The 15,514-nt window shown below is 71.6% G+C and carries 18 protein-coding genes; 6 read left to right on the top strand and 12 right to left on the bottom strand.

Annotated elements, in window-relative coordinates; all coding sequences use genetic code 11:
• Positions 1 to 4: 4 nt before the first annotated feature.
• The 6 genes from rplW to ABFY03_RS22705 form a co-directional block, all read right to left on the bottom strand.
• The gene (rplW, locus tag ABFY03_RS22730) at positions 5 to 322 is read right to left on the bottom strand and encodes a 50S ribosomal protein L23 (RefSeq protein WP_030494253.1); all 318 of its coding nucleotides are present in this window, start codon (positions 320 to 322) and stop codon (positions 5 to 7) included.
• Positions 322 to 972: a 50S ribosomal protein L4 gene (gene rplD / locus ABFY03_RS22725; RefSeq protein ID WP_319010204.1), complete on the bottom strand. Its 651-nt coding sequence runs from the start codon at positions 970 to 972 to the stop codon at positions 322 to 324. The genes rplW and rplD overlap by 1 nt, the downstream gene beginning before the upstream one ends.
• A 4-nt stretch (positions 973 to 976) precedes the next feature.
• Positions 977 to 1,621 carry a 50S ribosomal protein L3 gene (gene rplC, locus ABFY03_RS22720; protein ID WP_031012092.1) on the bottom strand — a complete coding sequence of 215 codons (645 nt, stop codon included), beginning with the start codon at positions 1,619 to 1,621 and terminating at the stop codon, positions 977 to 979.
• 13 nt (positions 1,622 to 1,634) lie between these two features.
• Positions 1,635 to 1,943, bottom strand: coding sequence for a 30S ribosomal protein S10 (gene rpsJ / locus ABFY03_RS22715; RefSeq protein WP_003948644.1), 309 nt, complete (start codon positions 1,941 to 1,943; stop codon positions 1,635 to 1,637).
• Positions 1,944 to 2,390: 447 nt separating this feature from the next.
• On the bottom strand, positions 2,391 to 3,629 hold the full coding sequence (locus ABFY03_RS22710; RefSeq protein ID WP_346170729.1) for an RNA polymerase sigma factor: 1,239 nt from the start codon (positions 3,627 to 3,629) through the stop codon (positions 2,391 to 2,393).
• The gene (locus ABFY03_RS22705; protein ID WP_319010206.1) at positions 3,626 to 3,988 is read right to left on the bottom strand and encodes a YciI family protein; all 363 of its coding nucleotides are present in this window, start codon (positions 3,986 to 3,988) and stop codon (positions 3,626 to 3,628) included. Before ABFY03_RS22705 ends, ABFY03_RS22710 begins: the two co-directional genes overlap by 4 nt.
• 286 nt (positions 3,989 to 4,274) lie before the next feature.
• On the opposite strand from ABFY03_RS22705, the gene ABFY03_RS22700 reads away from it, so the two are divergent.
• Positions 4,275 to 6,188 (top strand): PIG-L family deacetylase, encoded by a 1,914-nt coding sequence (locus tag ABFY03_RS22700; RefSeq protein ID WP_346170728.1) that lies wholly within the window; start codon positions 4,275 to 4,277, stop codon positions 6,186 to 6,188.
• Positions 6,189 to 6,324: 136 nt separating this feature from the next.
• Here the strand turns inward: ABFY03_RS22700 and tuf are convergent, their stop codons facing one another.
• The 5 genes from tuf to ABFY03_RS22675 form a co-directional block, all read right to left on the bottom strand.
• Positions 6,325 to 7,518, bottom strand: coding sequence for an elongation factor Tu (gene tuf, locus ABFY03_RS22695; protein ID WP_031012088.1), 1,194 nt, complete (start codon positions 7,516 to 7,518; stop codon positions 6,325 to 6,327).
• A gap of 161 nt (positions 7,519 to 7,679) precedes the next feature.
• Complete coding sequence (fusA, locus tag ABFY03_RS22690) at positions 7,680 to 9,806, bottom strand: elongation factor G (protein WP_319010207.1); 2,127 nt, start codon at positions 9,804 to 9,806, stop codon at positions 7,680 to 7,682.
• 39 nt (positions 9,807 to 9,845) lie between these two features.
• Positions 9,846 to 10,316, bottom strand: a complete 471-nt coding sequence (gene rpsG, locus ABFY03_RS22685) for a 30S ribosomal protein S7 (RefSeq protein ID WP_030494244.1) — start codon at positions 10,314 to 10,316, stop codon at positions 9,846 to 9,848.
• Between the two features lie 2 nt (positions 10,317 to 10,318).
• Positions 10,319 to 10,690, bottom strand: coding sequence for a 30S ribosomal protein S12 (gene rpsL, locus ABFY03_RS22680; protein WP_003948652.1), 372 nt, complete (start codon positions 10,688 to 10,690; stop codon positions 10,319 to 10,321).
• A 421-nt stretch (positions 10,691 to 11,111) separates the two neighbouring features.
• Positions 11,112 to 11,561, bottom strand: coding sequence for a helix-turn-helix transcriptional regulator (locus ABFY03_RS22675; RefSeq protein ID WP_319010208.1), 450 nt, complete (start codon positions 11,559 to 11,561; stop codon positions 11,112 to 11,114).
• Positions 11,562 to 11,798: 237 nt separating this feature from the next.
• Here ABFY03_RS22675 and ABFY03_RS22670 point away from each other — a divergent pair, with 237 nt between their 5' ends.
• The 3 genes from ABFY03_RS22670 to ABFY03_RS22660 are packed head-to-tail and all read left to right on the top strand — an operon-like array spanning position 11,799 to position 13,074.
• Positions 11,799 to 12,149 (top strand): WhiB family transcriptional regulator, encoded by a 351-nt coding sequence (locus ABFY03_RS22670; protein ID WP_319010209.1) that lies wholly within the window; start codon positions 11,799 to 11,801, stop codon positions 12,147 to 12,149.
• Positions 12,146 to 12,877, top strand: a complete 732-nt coding sequence (locus tag ABFY03_RS22665; protein WP_319010210.1) for a hypothetical protein — start codon at positions 12,146 to 12,148, stop codon at positions 12,875 to 12,877. Before ABFY03_RS22670 ends, ABFY03_RS22665 begins: the two co-directional genes overlap by 4 nt.
• On the top strand, positions 12,871 to 13,074 hold the full coding sequence (locus tag ABFY03_RS22660; RefSeq protein ID WP_319010211.1) for a MerR family transcriptional regulator: 204 nt from the start codon (positions 12,871 to 12,873) through the stop codon (positions 13,072 to 13,074). Before ABFY03_RS22665 ends, ABFY03_RS22660 begins: the two co-directional genes overlap by 7 nt.
• Before the next feature lie 80 nt (positions 13,075 to 13,154).
• Here the strand turns inward: ABFY03_RS22660 and ABFY03_RS22655 are convergent, their stop codons facing one another.
• Positions 13,155 to 13,985, bottom strand: a complete 831-nt coding sequence (locus ABFY03_RS22655; RefSeq protein WP_346170727.1) for an ATP-grasp domain-containing protein — start codon at positions 13,983 to 13,985, stop codon at positions 13,155 to 13,157.
• A gap of 395 nt (positions 13,986 to 14,380) precedes the next feature.
• On the opposite strand from ABFY03_RS22655, the gene ABFY03_RS22650 reads away from it, so the two are divergent.
• The gene (locus ABFY03_RS22650) at positions 14,381 to 14,788 is read left to right on the top strand and encodes a hypothetical protein (RefSeq protein WP_319010213.1); all 408 of its coding nucleotides are present in this window, start codon (positions 14,381 to 14,383) and stop codon (positions 14,786 to 14,788) included.
• 118 nt (positions 14,789 to 14,906) lie between these two features.
• Positions 14,907 to 15,512: a phage tail tube protein gene (locus ABFY03_RS22645; protein WP_319010214.1), complete on the top strand. Its 606-nt coding sequence runs from the start codon at positions 14,907 to 14,909 to the stop codon at positions 15,510 to 15,512.
• Positions 15,513 to 15,514 lie beyond the last annotated feature (2 nt).

Below are 15,514 nucleotides of genomic sequence, written 5' to 3'. Positions count from 1 at the left end.
GCCGTCAGGCGGTCGGGCCGCCGAAGATGTCGATTCGGTTGCCCTCGGCGAGGGTCACGATGGCGCGCTTGGTGTTGGCGCGCTTGCCGAAACCGGTGCGGGTGCGCTTGCGCTTGCCCTGGCGGTTGATCGTGTTGACCCCGGTGACCTTGACCGAGAAGACCGCCTCGACGGCCTGCTTGATCTGGGTCTTGTTGGCGCCCGGCGCGACGATGAACGTGTACTTGTTCTCGTCGAGCAGCGCGTAGCTCTTCTCGGAGACAACCGGCTTGACGAGGACGTCGCGCGGGTCCGTGAAGGTCTTGCTGGTGATCTCGGCCATCAGGCGTCGTTCCCCTCGTTGTCGTCGGCCTTGGGGCCAGACACGAAGGACTCGAAGGCGGCCTGGGTGAAGACCACGTCGTCGGATCGCATCACGTCGTACGTGTTCAGCTGGCCCGGCTCCAGGATGTGCACCTGGGGCAGGTTGCGGGCGGACAGCCACGCGGCCTCGTCGGCACGCTCGGCGACCAGGAGCAGGTTCTTGCGCTCCGAGATCTTGCCGAACAGCGTCTTGGCGGCCTTGGTGGAGACGGCACCCTCGACCACGCCGGAGACGACGTGGATGCGGGAGTGGTTCGCCCGGTCGGAGAGGGCACCGCGGAGGGCGGCGGCCTTCATCTTCTTGGGGGTCCGCTGCGAGTAGTCACGCGGCACGGGACCGTGCACGACGCCACCACCGGCGAACTGCGGGGCGCGGGTCGAACCCTGGCGGGCGCGGCCGGTGCCCTTCTGGCGGTACGGCTTCTTGCCACCACCGCGGACCTCGCCACGCGTCTTGGTCTTGTGGGTGCCCTGGCGGGCAGCCGCAAGCTGCGCGACGACGACCTGGTGGATCAGCGGGACGCTGATCTTGGCGTCGAAGATCTCGGCCGGGAGCTCGATGGTCCCCGCCTTGTCGCCGGCAGGCGACAGAATGTCAATGGTGCTCATATCCTCAGGCCCCCTTGGCCGCGGTGCGGACCAGGACGAGGCCGCCGTTCGGACCAGGAACCGCGCCCTTGATGAGCAGCAGGCCCTTCTCCGCGTCAACGGCGTGAACGGTCAGGTTCTGGGTGGTCACGCGCTCGTTGCCCATGCGGCCGGCCATGCGCATGCCCTTGAAGACGCGGCCCGGGGTGGCGCAGCCACCGATCGAACCGGGCTTGCGGTGCACGCGGTGGGCACCGTGGGAAGCCTTGCCACCACGGAAGTTGTGGCGCTTCATGGCACCGGCGAAGCCCTTGCCCTTGCTCTTGCCGGTCACGTCGACCTTGATGCCCGCCTCGAAGACCTCGGCGGTGATCTCCTGGCCGAGGGTGTACTCGCTGGCGTCAGCGGTACGGATCTCGACAAGGTGACGGCGCGGGGTGACGTCGGCCTTGGCGAAGTGGCCCTTGAGGGGCTTGTTCACCTTGCGCGGGTCGATCTCGCCGAAGGCGATCTGGACCGACTCGTAGCCGTCGACGTCGTTCGTACGCACCTGGGTCACGACATTCGGGCCGGCCTTGACGACGGTCACCGGGACGACCCGGTTGTTCTCGTCCCAGACCTGCGTCATGCCGAGCTTCTCGCCCAGGATGCCCTTGATGTTCTTAGCCATCTCGCGCGTCACCTCAGAGCTTGATCTCGATGTCGACGCCAGCCGGAAGGTCGAGACGCATCAGCGAGTCAACCGTCTTCGGCGTGGGGTCGAGGATGTCGATGAGGCGCTTGTGCGTGCGCATCTCGAAGTGCTCGCGCGAGTCCTTGTACTTGTGCGGCGACTTGATGACGCAGTACACGTTCTTCTCAGTGGGCAGCGGCACCGGGCCCGCGACCGACGCACCAGTGCGCGTCACCGTCTCGACGATCTTCTTCGCCGAGGAGTCGATGACCTCGTGGTCGTAGGCCTTGAGCCGGATGCGGATCTTCTGTCCCGCCATGGCTACTTCGTAGTCCTGTCTCTTTGTTAACGCCCTGGAACCCGGTCGGTTTGCGTCCCTCCTCCGACCCACGCGGTCGGGCGTGTCGCACTCCCTCTACGAAGAATTCCCGAAGGATTTCCCAACCAAGGGGGTGCGGGCCGAAGACCGCGGAGCGGGGGTGAACACCCACCGGGCGCCTGGCTGGTACCCCGCTGACGCTTCCCGGAAGATTCCCGTACGTCCGCCCCTGAGAAGGGGCGACGAGTACTGTGGGACTCGCTTCCGGTCCTCCCGGCGGGAGGCGCGCAGCATCGGCACTCAACCGAGCAACCCCGCTAGTCTGCCATACCGGGCGTCCGGGCCGCCAATCGGGGTCGAAGACTGTACCCCACGTCACGTACGGGTACACGCAGGGGGCGCGCGGGTTCCCCGTACACACCCCCGGCACCGGCCCCGCAGGCCCGTTCAGCCCAGCCGCCGGCCCCGCTCCGACAGGTGCCGCCGCTCCGGTGCGCTCGTCGTCCGCCGCGCCGCCTCCCGGTACGCCCCCGCCGCGGCCTCCGGCTCGCCGGCCAGCTCCAGCAGGTGGGCGCGGGTGGCGAGCAGCCGGTGGTGGCGGGCCAGCCGCTTGTCGGCGGCTAGCTCGTCCAGCAGCGCGAGACCGGCCCGCGGGCCGTCCACCATGGCCACCGCCACCGCCCGGTTCAGGGACACCATCGGGTTCGGGCCGGCCTGCTCCAGAAGGTCGTACAGGGCGAGGATCTGCGGCCAGTCGGTCGCCTCCGCCGACTCCGCCTCGTCGTGCACCGCCGCGATCGCCGCCTGGATCTGGTACGGCCCGACCCGGCCCTTCGGCAGGGTGGCGCTGATCAGGGCCACGCCCTCCGCGATCAGCGCCGCGTCCCAGCGGGTCCGGTCCTGCTCCGCCAGCGGCACCAGCTCGCCGTGCGGACCCGTGCGGGCCGGGCGGCGGGCGTCGGTGAGCAGCATCAGCGCCAGCAGACCCGCCGTCTCGGTGTCCTCCGGCACGAGCCGGCGCAGCAGCCGGGCCAGCCGGATCGCCTCCGACGACAGCTCGGGCGCGGTCAGCTCCGCGCCGCCGCTCGCCGTGTACCCCTCGTTGAAGACCAGGTACAGCACGTGCCGGACCTCGGCCAGGCGGGCGGTGCGGTCCTCGCCCTCCGGCAGCGTGAGGGCGTCCCCGGCCGCCCGGACGGTCTGCTTGGCGCGGCTGATCCGCTGCGCCATCGTCGCCTCCGGCACCAGGAAGGCCGCCGCGATCTGCGCCGTGGTGAGACCGCCGACCGCACGCAGGGTCAGCGCGATCCGGCTCGGCGGCGACAGGTCCCGGTGGCAGCAGAGGAAGAGCAGCGCCAGCGAGTCGTCCGCCTCCTCCCCCGCCTCGTCGGCGGCGGGCGCGAGCAGCTCCGCCGCCGGGGTGGCCAGCGCGACCGTGTCCTCCCGGCGCCGGCGCGCGGCCTCGCTGCGCACCTGGTCGACGTACTTGCGGTGGGCGACGGCCAGCAGCCAGCCGCCCGGGCGCTCGGGCACCCCCTGCTCCGGCCACTGCCGGGCCGCCGCGATCAGCGCCTCCTGGACGGCGTCCTCGCAGCCGTAGAAGTCGCCGTGGCGGCGGACGAGCGCGCCGAGGACCCGTGGGGCGCTCGCCCGCAGCAGCTCCTCGACGCCGGCGGGCTCGCTCACACGTCCGCCGCGGACTCGTGCAGCACCGGCCACAGCTCCACCGGGTCCACGTCCGCGAAGGGCATGTCCGCGGCGATCGCCTGGGCGCGCTCCAGGGACTCGCAGTCCAGCAGGTAGAAGCTGGCCAGGTACTCCTTGGTCTCCAGGTAGGGGCCGTCGGTGACGGCCGGGGCGCCGCCCTCCCGGCGGACCAGCATCGCGGCGGCGGCGTCGGCGAGCCCGTAGGCGCCGAGCAGCTCGCCGGTCTCCCGGTACTTCCGGTTGAACGCCTCCTGGCGGGCGATCGCCTCCGGCCACGCCTCGGCCGGGAACGCGTCCCACTTGGCCTGGTTGCCGTAGATCATCGCGACGTACTTCATGCCGGGTGTCCTCCCCGTACCCGCGCGCCCCGTCGGCGCGCTGTCACCCTACGGTCGGAGCCGGGGCGCGGCCCTTCGACATCCCGCCGGAAAGATCTTGGAGAGAGTATTCCGGCCTCCGCCCGCGGGGGAAGGCCCCGGCCGCCGGCCCGCGGGCAACCCCGGCACCCCGCCGGCCGTCTAGCCAGGGACGACCTCCGGGGGAAGGGCCACCGCCGTGCACATACCGTCCCGCCGTACGCTCCTGGCCACCGCCGTGGGCGCGGCCCTGGCATCGGGCTGTTCCGTGCCCGTGCCAGCCGCCCGCCGGGCCTCGCCGGCCGCGGATCCGGCGCCGGGCAAGCCCTTCGCGGGCGGGGAGCCGGGGCGGGCGCTGCTGCTCCAGATCGTCGCGCACCCCGACGACGACCTGTACTTCATGAACCCGGACGGGCAGCGGCTGCTCGACGCCGGGGTGCCGCTCGTCTCCGTGTACGTGACCGCCGGCGAGCACACCGGCGTCAACCGGGTCGCGGGCATGCCGAGGACGCCGCCGGACCGGGCCGCGTACTCCTCCGCCCGCCGCCAGGGCCTGCGGCAGAGCTACGCGGCGGCGCTCGGGCTGCCGCTGTTCACGCCGTGGCGGCGGGAGGCGCTGGCGCTGGGCGGCGGCCGGACGGCCGAGCGGGCGGTCCTCGCGCACGGCGGCCGCCGGGTGGAGCTGGTCTTCCTGGACCTGCCGATGCACACCCCGCGCCGGTACATGGCGCTGCCCGCGCTCTGGGAGGACCGGGCCCTGGAGCTCTCCGCGCACCGCTCGGCGGGCTCGCCGGTGACGCGGCCGGGGCCGTACGACCACGACGGCCTGGTGGCGGCCCTGACCGGGCTGCTGCGCCGCTACCGGCCCACGGTGGTGCACACCCTCGACCCGGACCCGGACGTCCAGCCCGGCGACGAGGCGACCCGCCGCCGGAACTCCGAGCAGCCGGGCTACTCGGACCACGGGGACCACACGGCGGCGGCCTGTTTCGGCTGGGCGGCGCTGGTCCGCTGGGTGGCGGAGGAGACGCGCGCCGGGGCGCCGGTCCCGGTCTTCACGGCGACCGCCTTCCGCGGCTACTACAACCGGCACTGGCCGAAGAACCTGCCGCCCGCCGTGCTGGCGGGGAAGGCGGCCCGGCTGGTGCCGTACGGCGGCGACCCGTCCTGGGAGTGCGGCAACCCGTCCGGCTGCGGCGACTACGGCGTCGGCGGCGACCGTCCGCTGACCAACCGCAAGGGCTGGGTCCGCTCCACCCACCGCCGCTGGCCGGGCCCGGGACTCGCGCTCGCCGAGGAGCCGGACGGGCGGCTCGCCGCGTACGGGGTGCTGGGGCTGCGCGCGGTGCGCCGCCGGGAGACCTCCCCGGGGATGTGGGGCGAGCCGGAGGACCTGGGCGGCGGGCCGCTCGCGCCGGCACTGGGCACGGCGGTGCTCCCGGACGGGCGGGTGCTGCTCTTCGGGGTGCGGTTCGCGGCCCTGGAGGGGCGGGGCGGCCCGAACCGGCGGGAGGTGGTCCTGCTCGAACAGCGCTCCCCCGGCGGCCCGTTCCTGGCCTGGCGCGGACTGGGCGCCCCGGACCGGGGCGCGGACCGCAGCCGCCGGCTGGGCGCCCCGGTGGCGGTGGCGGCTCCGGACGGCCGGGTGCGGCTGTACGTGCGGAACGCGGCGCGGGGCGTCGCCGAGCGGGTCCGTGAGCCGGACGGCGGCTGGGGGCCGTGGCGGGCGCTGCCGGGGGACGCGGTGGTGCAGGACGGTCTTGCCGTCTCGCTGGACCGGGCCGGCCGGACGCACGTGTACGCGGCGGGCGCCGGGTCCGTACGGCACTGGGTGGACGGGCGGGAGGCGCCGGGGGCGCTGCCGCCGTCGGGTTCGACGGTGGCGAGCGCGGACGGCGGGCTCTACCACCGGGCGCCGGCCTCGGCGCGGCTGACGGGCCCGGACGGGGCGGACGCGGGTCTCGACGGCTTCGGGGAGGTACGGGCGGTCCACTCTGCGGCGCTGGGCACGGTGCTGCTGGGGACCGACACCGCGGGGCGGCCGTGCGTGCGGGCCGGCGGCCGGCTGCGGACCCGTGTGCAGGGGCCTCCGGCGGTGTCCACCGCGCTCCACGCGGGCGTCCGCGGGGTGACGGTGGTGGGGCTCGGCCCGGACGGGCGGCTCTGGTCCTGGCGGCCGTAGCGGTCGCCGGCCGCCGGTGACCGGCCGCCGGTCACCGGTCACCCGTCACCGGGAACGCGAGAAGGCCCCGCACCTTTCGGTGCGGGGCCTTCCCTCACTGCTAGCAGCTCGTGCGAGCTACCAGGTCAGTTCAAGATCAGGCGTTGATCTTGACGACCTGGCCGGCGCCGACGGTCCGGCCACCCTCACGGATGGCGAACTTGAGGCCCTCCTCCATGGCGACGGGCTGGATCAGCTCGACGGACATGGAGGTGTTGTCGCCCGGCATGACCATCTCGGTGCCCTCGGGGAGGGTCACGACGCCGGTCACGTCCGTGGTACGGAAGTAGAACTGCGGGCGGTAGTTGTTGAAGAACGGGGTGTGACGGCCACCCTCGTCCTTCGACAGGATGTACGCCTGGGCCTCGAAGGAGGTGTGCGGCGTGACCGAGCCCGGCTTGATGATGACCTGGCCGCGCTCGACGTCCTCGCGCTTGATGCCACGGAGGAGCAGACCGACGTTCTCACCGGCCTGGCCCTCGTCGAGGAGCTTGCGGAACATCTCGATGCCGGTGACCGTGGTGGTGGTCTTCTCGGTCTTGATGCCGATGATGTCGACGGTCTCGTTGACCTTGAGGACACCACGCTCGATACGACCGGTGACGACGGTGCCACGACCGGTGATCGTGAAGACGTCCTCGATCGGCATCAGGAACGGCTTGTCGACGTCACGCTCGGGCTGCGGGATGGACTCGTCCACGGCCTTCATGAGGCCGAGGAGCTTCTCGCCCCACTCCTTGTCGCCCTCGAGGGCCTTGAGCGCGGAGACGCGGACGACCGGCAGGTCGTCGCCCGGGAACTCGTACTCGGAGAGGAGCTCACGGACCTCGAGCTCGACGAGCTCCAGGATCTCCTCGTCGTCCACCATGTCGGCCTTGTTCAGGGCGACGACGATGTACGGAACGCCGACCTGGCGGGCCAGGAGCACGTGCTCCTTGGTCTGCGGCATCGGGCCGTCGGTGGCGGCGACCACGAGGATGGCGCCGTCCATCTGCGCGGCACCCGTGATCATGTTCTTGATGTAGTCCGCGTGACCGGGGCAGTCGACGTGGGCGTAGTGACGCGACTCGGTCTGGTACTCGACGTGCGCGATCGAGATCGTGATACCGCGCTGGCGCTCCTCGGGAGCCTTGTCGATCTGGTCGAAGGCCGAGGCCTCGTTCAGGTCCGGGTACGCGTCGTGCAGCACCTTGGTAATGGCGGCCGTGAGGGTCGTCTTACCGTGGTCGATGTGACCGATGGTGCCGATGTTGACGTGCGGCTTAGTCCGCTCGAACTTCGCCTTCGCCACTGGGGTCCTCCTGTGGAGTGGTTCTGAACGCCTTGCTTCATCGGCGCCAGGTGATCTTTGCTGGGGTGCCGCCCGGCAGGGGGTATCCCTCTCGGGACGGCCCCCCACCGGTCGGTGTCAAGCCTAAAGCGTGTGAACGCGGTGCGTTGAACGCGGTTGCGTTACTCGCCCTTGGCCTTCGCGATGATCTCCTCGGCGACGTTCCGCGGAACCTCGGCGTAGGAGTCGAACTGCATGGAGTAGCTGGCACGGCCGGACGTCTTGCTGCGCAGGTCGCCGACGTAGCCGAACATCTCCGAGAGGGGCACGAGGCCCTTCACGACGCGGGCACCGGCCCGCTCCTCCATGGCCTGGATCTGGCCACGGCGGGAGTTGATGTCGCCGATGACCTCACCCATGTAGTCCTCGGGCGTGGTGACCTCGACGGCCATCATCGGCTCAAGGAGCACGGGAGAAGCCTTGCGCGCGGCCTCCTTGAAGGCCTGCGAGCCGGCGATCTTGAAGGCGAGCTCGGAGGAGTCGACCTCGTGGTACGCACCGTCGTGCAGGATGACGCGGACGCCGGTCATCTCGTAGCCGGCGAGGATGCCGAACTGCATGGCCTCCTGCGCACCCGCGTCCACCGAGGGGATGTACTCCTTGGGGATGCGGCCACCGGTGACCTTGTTCACGAACTCGTACGAGGCCTCGCCGCCCTCGATCGGCTCGATGCCGATCTGGACCTTGGCGAACTGACCCGTACCACCGGTCTGCTTCTTGTGCGTGTAGTCGACGCGCTCGACGGCCTTGCGGATCGTCTCGCGGTAGGCCACCTGCGGCTTGCCGACGTTGGCCTCGACCTTGAACTCGCGACGCATGCGGTCGACGAGGATGTCGAGGTGGAGCTCACCCATACCACCGATGATGGTCTGGCCGGTCTCCTCGTCCGAGTGGACCTGGAAGGAGGGGTCCTCCTCCGCGAGACGCTGGATGGCGACACCCAGCTTCTCCTGGTCACCCTTGGACTTGGGCTCGATCGCGACCTGGATGACCGGCGCCGGGAAGTCCATGGACTCCAGGATGACCGGGTTCTTCTCGTCGCACAGCGTCTCACCGGTGGTGGTCTGCTTCAGGCCCATGACGGCGACGATGTCGCCGGCGCCCACCGAGTCGATCTCCTCACGCTTGTTCGCGTGCATGCGGTAGATCTTGCCGATGCGCTCCTTCTTGCCCTTGACGGAGTTCAGCACCGCGGTGCCGGCCTCCAGGCGACCGGAGTAGATCCGGACGAAGGTGAGCTTGCCGAGGTGCGGGTCGCTCGCGATCTTGAACGCGAGGGCGGCCAGCGGCTCGTCGTCGGACGGCTTGCGCTTGACGACGACCTCGGCGTCCTTGACGTCCTGGCCCTCGATGGCCTCGACGTCGAGGGGCGACGGCAGGTAGCGGACGACGGCGTCGAGCAGGGGCTGGACGCCCTTGTTCTTGAACGCGGTGCCACAGAACACCGGGGTGACCGTGGTGTCGCCGCCCTTGCCGGAGGCGATGGTGATGCGACGGATCGCGGTGTAGAGCTGCTCCTCGGTGGGCTCCTCGCCCTCGAGGAAGAGCTCCATGAGCTCCTCGTCGTTCTCGGCGACGGCCTCGACGAGCTTGGCGCGCCACTCGTCGGCGAGCTCCTGCTTGTCGGCCGGGATGTCGACGACGTCGTACATCTCGCCCTTGGTCGCCTCGGCGGACCAGACGAGGGCCTTCATCTTCACGAGGTCGATGACGCCCTGGAAGTCGGCCTCGGCACCGATCGGGAGCTGCATGACGATCGGGGTGGCGCCGAGGCGGCCCACGATCATCTCGACGCAGCGGAAGAAGTCGGCACCCGTGCGGTCGAGCTTGTTGACGAAGCAGATACGCGGAACGCCGTAGCGGTCCGCCTGACGCCAGACGGTCTCGGACTGGGGCTCGACACCGGCCACGCCGTCGAACACGGTCACGGCACCGTCGAGCACGCGCAGGGAACGCTCCACCTCGACGGTGAAGTCGACGTGGCCCGGCGTGTCGATGATGTTGATCGTGTGGTCGACGTTCTCGAGCGGCCAGTGGCAGGTGGTGGCAGCGGACGTGATCGTGATGCCACGCTCCTGCTCCTGCTCCATCCAGTCCATCGTGGCAGCGCCGTCGTGGACCTCACCGATCTTGTACGAAACGCCGGTGTAGAACAGGATCCGCTCGGTGGTGGTCGTCTTGCCCGCGTCGATGTGGGCCATGATGCCGATGTTGCGCACCTTGGCCAGGTCAAGCGAAGTGGTAGCCATAAGGCTTCAGTCTTCTCTCGGTCTCGATGGGGGTTGCGACTACCAGCGGTAGTGCGCGAAGGCCTTGTTGGACTCGGCCATCTTGTGCGTGTCCTCGCGCTTCTTGACCGAAGCACCCAGGCCGTTCGAGGCGTCCAGGAGCTCGTTCATGAGGCGCTCGGTCATGGTCTTCTCGCGGCGGGCGCGGGAGTAACCGACGAGCCAGCGCAGCGCGAGGGTGGAGGCACGACCGGGCTTGACCTCGATCGGCACCTGGTAGGTGGCGCCACCGACACGGCGGGACTTGACCTCGAGAGCCGGCTTGACGTTCTCGAGGGCGCGCTTCAGCGTGACGACCGGGTCAGCACCGGTCTTCTCGCGGAGGCCCTCCATGGCGCCGTAGACGATGCGCTCAGCGGTGGAGCGCTTGCCGTCGAGCAGGATCTTGTTGATCAGCGACGTGACAAGAGGAGAACCGTAGACCGGGTCGATGATGACCGGGCGCTTCGGGGCGGGGCCCTTACGAGGCATTCTTACTTCTCCTTCTTGGCGCCGTAGCGGCTGCGGGCCTGCTTGCGGTTCTTGACACCCTGGGTGTCGAGGGAGCCGCGGATGATCTTGTAACGAACACCAGGCAGGTCCTTCACACGGCCACCACGCACGAGCACGATGGAGTGCTCCTGCAGGTTGTGTCCCTCACCCGGGATGTAGGCCGTGACCTCGATGCCGCTGGTCAGACGCACACGCGCGACCTTACGGAGGGCCGAGTTCGGCTTCTTCGGGGTGGTCGTGAACACACGCGTGCAGACGCCACGGCGCTGGGGCGAACCCTCGAGAGCGGGCGTCTTGTTCTTCTCGACCTTGTCCTGCCGGCCCTTCCGGACCAGCTGCTGGATCGTAGGCACTACTTCTCCGGTTTCTGTGTGCCGTAAGTACTACTAACCTGGAACATTCTCCGACCCACGCGGTCGGGCGTGTCGGATCCGGCGGGCCTCCGCTGAGTGCGGAATGGGCGCGGATCACGGTGGCCGGTCTTGGACTCACCGTGCGGTTGTGGACACGCACAGGAGCCCAGGCACACCCCAGGCACAAGGCATGAGCGTACCTATCGCACGGACTGCGGTCAAAAGAAAAGGCCCCCCGCCGCCGGGGCGGGGCCCGATGGATCTTGGGGCCCCCGCGGCCGACCCCCTCCGGACGGCCCGGCGGGCGCACCGCACCACCCCGTGAAGCACACGGACGGCCCGCTGTCCACCGCACGCACGGCGCCCCGGCGGGGCCGGGGCGGGACGGGCGCGGCGCGCGCGGGGCCGGGCCCGGCGACGGTCAGTCGCGGGCGGTGCGGCGGGGCTCGGCGCGGGGGTCTTCCGTCTCGGGGGCCGCGTCGGGCTCCAGGAACTGGCTGACCACCTTGACGAAGACGCCCATGCGCTCGTCGGGGACGCCGAGCCAGCGGGCGAAGTCCTCCATGGTGGGCTGCCAGTCGGTCGGCGGGAGCAGGTCCGCCGCGAGGGGGAGTTCCTCGGGGGTGACCCGGCCGGAGCGGATCAGCATGTCCCGGACGGAGACGCCGAGGAGCGGCGCGATCCTGCGCATGGTCTCCAGGTCGGGCATGCTCTGCCGCTGGAGCAGACGGGTCACCGCGGCCCGGTGGACCCCGGCCTCGTCGGCGATCCGGGACTTGCCGCCGCCGCGCGGGCTGTCGATGTCGTATCCGCGCCGTCTCATCAGGTCTTCGACCCAGCCGGCGAACTCGTCGAGCCCTTGACTGTTCATGCTTTACCGCTCCCTCATCATCCCCACCCTCCGGGCCCCTCACTCTAGCGTGCTTGCGCGCACGGAATTACGTGCTTTCGGGCACGCAATCGTGTCGAATCGATGGAGACCCCTCCACATCGCTAGTTGCGAGCTCGCACGCAACATGCGAGTCTGCTGCCGCCGCACTCGCCGGCCCTGGACGCCAGGCCCCCGTGGCCCCGCGCCCGGCGGCCCCGGACCGTGGAGAGAACCGTCTTGTCCCAGCCCGACCCGACCCCCTGGCAGGCCGCCGCCGCATGCGCCGGCCTCTCCCCGTCCGTCGTCTTCGCCCGCCGCGAGCGGCAGGCCGCCCCCGCCCTGCGGGCCTGCGCCGCCTGCCCCGTCCCCCGCGAGTGCGAGGCGGCCGTCGCCCCCGCCGAGAGCTGGTTCGACGGCGTCTGCGCGGGGCGCCTGTGGCGCAACGGACGCCCCGTGAAGCCCCGTTCGGTTCGCCGCCCGAAGCCGGGCGCCGCCGCTCCGCGCGGCCCGCTCGATGCCCGTACGGTCGCCGCGCAGCTCGACGCCGTGCTCCTCCCCGCGGCCGGCCGTGCCGGAGGGACCGCGTGACCGGGGACGCCGGCGCCGAGTCCGTCCTGCGGGACGCGCTGCTCTGGGCCGCCGCCCTCGTCCGGCAGTTCCCCGAGCTCGCCGAGGAGCTGGCGCCGTCCCGCCGCTCCCCCGCCGGCACCGCGCCCGCCGCCGCGCGCCCCGGCGACGCCGAACTCCTCCGCCAGGAGCGGCGCGAGGCGCTGCTCCTGGAGCAGCGGCACGGGCTCGCCGTCCCCGGCCACGGTGCCGCGCCGATCCGGCTGCACGTCTCCGACTGCATCCGGGACGTCACCGACGGCGTGGTGGAGCTGGAGGAGGCCGTGTGCGCGCGCCTCGGACTGCCGCGGCCGCCACGGGCCGGGGTGACCGACCGGCTGCGCCGGGTCGTCGGGCTCCTCGACTCCATCGCCGCCCACCCGGACCTGGCCCGCCACGTGCGGGACGAGATCCGGCGGATGGCCCGCCGGTGCGCGCGCACGCTGGGAGCGGCGGAGTCGGTGGTGCGGGTGGCCGGCCGCTGCCCGTGGTGCGACTCGGTCTCGCTGCGCGCCTTCCCGGACCGGCGGGCGGTGCTGTGCGTCAACCCCGCCTGTGTGTGCGCGGACCCGGTCTGCGGCTGCCAGGACGACCCCGCCTACCGGCACCTGTGGCGGGAGGACGAGTGGCGGGAGCTGGCGGACGCCTCCGGGGCCCGTACGGAGGAGATCGAGGCGGCGATGGACGACACCGAGGAGACCCCATGCTGAGCACGCCCCGTCTGCCGGTCCTGATCCCGGGGCCGCTGGCCGCCGAGGAGGCCGGGGTGGCGCCGGCGACCATCCGCAAGTGGGTCCAGCTGGGCCATCTGCGGGCCGCGGGCCGGGCGGGCCGCGCGCAGCTCTTCCGCCTGGAGGACGTCTTCGCGGCGGAGCGGGCGGCCCGGCGCCGGCCCCGTACCGTCTGATCGCCCGCCCTGAACGACGGAGCGCCCCGTGTCCCCCAGGGACACGGGGCGCTCCGTCGCTCCTTCACGCCTTCACGCCTTCACGCCTTCAGGAAGGCGTGGAGCGAGTCGGTGAGGGTCTCGGTGAAGCGGGCGCGGACGGGCTCGCCGACGCGGTCGAGGGAGAGGTACGGGTTGAGGTCCTCCAGCTCCACCAGGAGCAGCTCGCCGTCCCGGGTGCGGCAGGCGTCGACGCGCTGGACGCCGTGGCGGAGCGTGTTCCAGTCGATGAAGCGGCGGGCGAAGGCGAGGTCGGCGGGGGTGGGCTCGTACGGCTCCAGGACCCAGCGGCGCTCGGGGTCGGGGGCGTACAGGGCGTACTGGAAGAGGTCGTCGACGAAGACGAAGGAGACCTCGTACGCGAAGTCGATCCGCGGCTGGACGAGGAGGCCCCCGTCGAGGTCGAGGTCCGCCAGCTCCTCGTACGGGAGGAACCTCAGCCCTATGGAGTCGGCACCGGCCTTGGGCTTGACGGCGTAGCGCCCGGCTTCCGGGAGCCGGCCGAGGTCCTCGCGGCGGTCGACGGTGGGGATGACGGGCAGTCCGGCGGCGGTGAGGTCGAGGAGGTACTGCTTGCCGGCCATGTCGCCGCGCCCGTGGAGCGGGTTGTAGACGCGGGTCCCGAGGGCGGCGGCCCGCTCGCGGAAGCGGTCGTACGCCTCCTGGTGGTGGAGGACCGGCCCGCTGTTGCGCACGACGACGGCGTCGAAGGCGTCCATGAGCGCGACGGCGTCGCGCGGGTGGCACAGCGCGAGGTCGAAGGAGCCCCGGAGCCGGGCGGTCAGGTCGATGTCCTCGTCGCAGTAGCGCCGCCCCCGGGCCGGGTAGGCGAGGTCGGTGACGTAGAGCAGACGGGGACGGTCGGCGGACATGGGCGGCTCCTCCGGGAGGTGTGCGGGGCGACGGGGCGGGCCGGGGCGGTCCCGGAACCGTACGGGAGGGCCGGAAACCCTCCCGGGCGCAGGCCGGGTCCTGGTCGGCGACTGTACGGGCTGAGCCCGGGGCGGGCTGCGGAGGGCAGGCCCGAGGCGGTCGCGGACCCGCGGGAACCCTCGTCGCGGGAGGCCGCGGCCCATTCGGCGCGGTTTTAGTTGCGTGCGCGCACGCTCTCTGTCACAGTTGGTGCAGCGGCGGAGCTGTGCCCCGGAGACGGGGCGCGGGTCCGCCGTCGGTCGTCCGGGCGTGCTGCCGCGCCCCTCCCCCTCCCGCCGGCGCCCCCGGACGGCCGCCCCCTCCGACCCACCGCCCCCTCCCGAGGAGAACCGCGATGACCACTCCCCCGAGTGCGTTCCCGGACGTCGAGAAGCTGGTCGTCGACGTCCTCAAGGCCGACCCGGCGCTGGCCGGGGCGGTGATCGCCGTCCAGGCGCCGGCCGGCTTCGACGGGACCCAGGCCGCCGTCCTGGTCAACCGCCGCGGCGGCGCCTGGATCGGCGACCTGCACGTCGACATGCCGCTGATCGAGTTCGAGGTGTACGGCCCGACCAAGCACGACGCCCACGTCCTCGCCAACGCCGCCCGGCGCGCCCTGCTCGCCACCCTCGGCAAGCAGATCGGCGTCAACGTCGTCCACGACGTGGAGGAGCAGGACGGACCGCGCTGGCTGCCCGACTACCTCTACCGCGGCGCCAACCGCTACCTCTGCGTGCTGCGCCTCTCCCTGACCGTCTTCTGACGGTCCGCCGGACCCGTCCGGCCCCCAGACCAGGCCCTGCCGTCCGGCGGGGCCTTTGCCGTACCCGGGTTCCTTCGCCCGGGCTCGGCGCCCTCACCCACACAAGGAGAAACCCACCATGGCAGGAAACAACTCCGCCGAGATCCGCGTCGCCGGCACCGGCAAGCTCTTCGTGGCCGCCGCCGGCGCCGCCGCCCCGACCTTCGGCGCCGACCCGGCGACCGACTGGGCCGCGACGACGTGGACGAACCTCGGCTACACCACCGGCGACGGCGTCACCTTCTCCAAGAAGGACAAGCTGGAGCCGATCGACACCTGGCAGTCGGTCTCCCCGGTGCACTTCATCTACTCCAGCCGCGACCTCTCGCTGAAGTTCTCGATGCTCCAGTTCAACGAGGACACGCTGCCCTTCTTCATGGGCGGCGGCGAGGTCAAGGCGGAGCCGGCCGCGTCGACCGACTCGTACAAGTACGAGATCGCCGAGCGCCCGTACGCGGACGTCCGCGCGCTCGGCCTGGAGTTCACCGACGTCAAGGTCGGCGGCACCGCGGTCACGTACCGCTTCATCATCCCGCGCGGTCAGGTCACCGCCTCCGACGACATCAAGCTGGCCCGCAAGGCGGCGTCCACCCTGGGCATCACCTTCACCGCGATGTCGAACGGCGCCGGCCAGCCGCTGGCGACCTTCCTCATGAAGGACAACCAGTACGGCACCTCGGCCTGATC

The organism is Streptomyces roseofulvus (assembly GCF_039534915.1).
GTDB classification, from domain to species: Bacteria; Actinomycetota; Actinomycetes; order Streptomycetales; family Streptomycetaceae; genus Streptomyces; species Streptomyces roseofulvus.
Note: the sequence above shows the minus strand (reverse complement) of the source record. Positions and strands in the feature narration are given on the sequence as shown.

Coding starts and splice junctions, on each gene's coding strand:
- ABFY03_RS22650 (WP_319010213.1), top strand. CDS start 14,381: ATGACCACTCCCCCGAGTGCGTTCCCGGACGTCGAGAAGCTGGTCGTC.
- fusA (WP_319010207.1), bottom strand. CDS start 9,806: ATGGCTACCACTTCGCTTGACCTGGCCAAGGTGCGCAACATCGGCATC.
- ABFY03_RS22675 (WP_319010208.1), bottom strand. CDS start 11,561: ATGAACAGTCAAGGGCTCGACGAGTTCGCCGGCTGGGTCGAAGACCTG.
- ABFY03_RS22660 (WP_319010211.1), top strand. CDS start 12,871: ATGCTGAGCACGCCCCGTCTGCCGGTCCTGATCCCGGGGCCGCTGGCC.
- rplD (WP_319010204.1), bottom strand. CDS start 972: ATGAGCACCATTGACATTCTGTCGCCTGCCGGCGACAAGGCGGGGACC.
- rpsG (WP_030494244.1), bottom strand. CDS start 10,316: ATGCCTCGTAAGGGCCCCGCCCCGAAGCGCCCGGTCATCATCGACCCG.
- ABFY03_RS22705 (WP_319010206.1), bottom strand. CDS start 3,988: ATGAAGTACGTCGCGATGATCTACGGCAACCAGGCCAAGTGGGACGCG.
- ABFY03_RS22655 (WP_346170727.1), bottom strand. CDS start 13,985: ATGTCCGCCGACCGTCCCCGTCTGCTCTACGTCACCGACCTCGCCTAC.
- rplW (WP_030494253.1), bottom strand. CDS start 322: ATGGCCGAGATCACCAGCAAGACCTTCACGGACCCGCGCGACGTCCTC.
- ABFY03_RS22645 (WP_319010214.1), top strand. CDS start 14,907: ATGGCAGGAAACAACTCCGCCGAGATCCGCGTCGCCGGCACCGGCAAG.
- rpsJ (WP_003948644.1), bottom strand. CDS start 1,943: ATGGCGGGACAGAAGATCCGCATCCGGCTCAAGGCCTACGACCACGAG.
- rplC (WP_031012092.1), bottom strand. CDS start 1,621: ATGGCTAAGAACATCAAGGGCATCCTGGGCGAGAAGCTCGGCATGACG.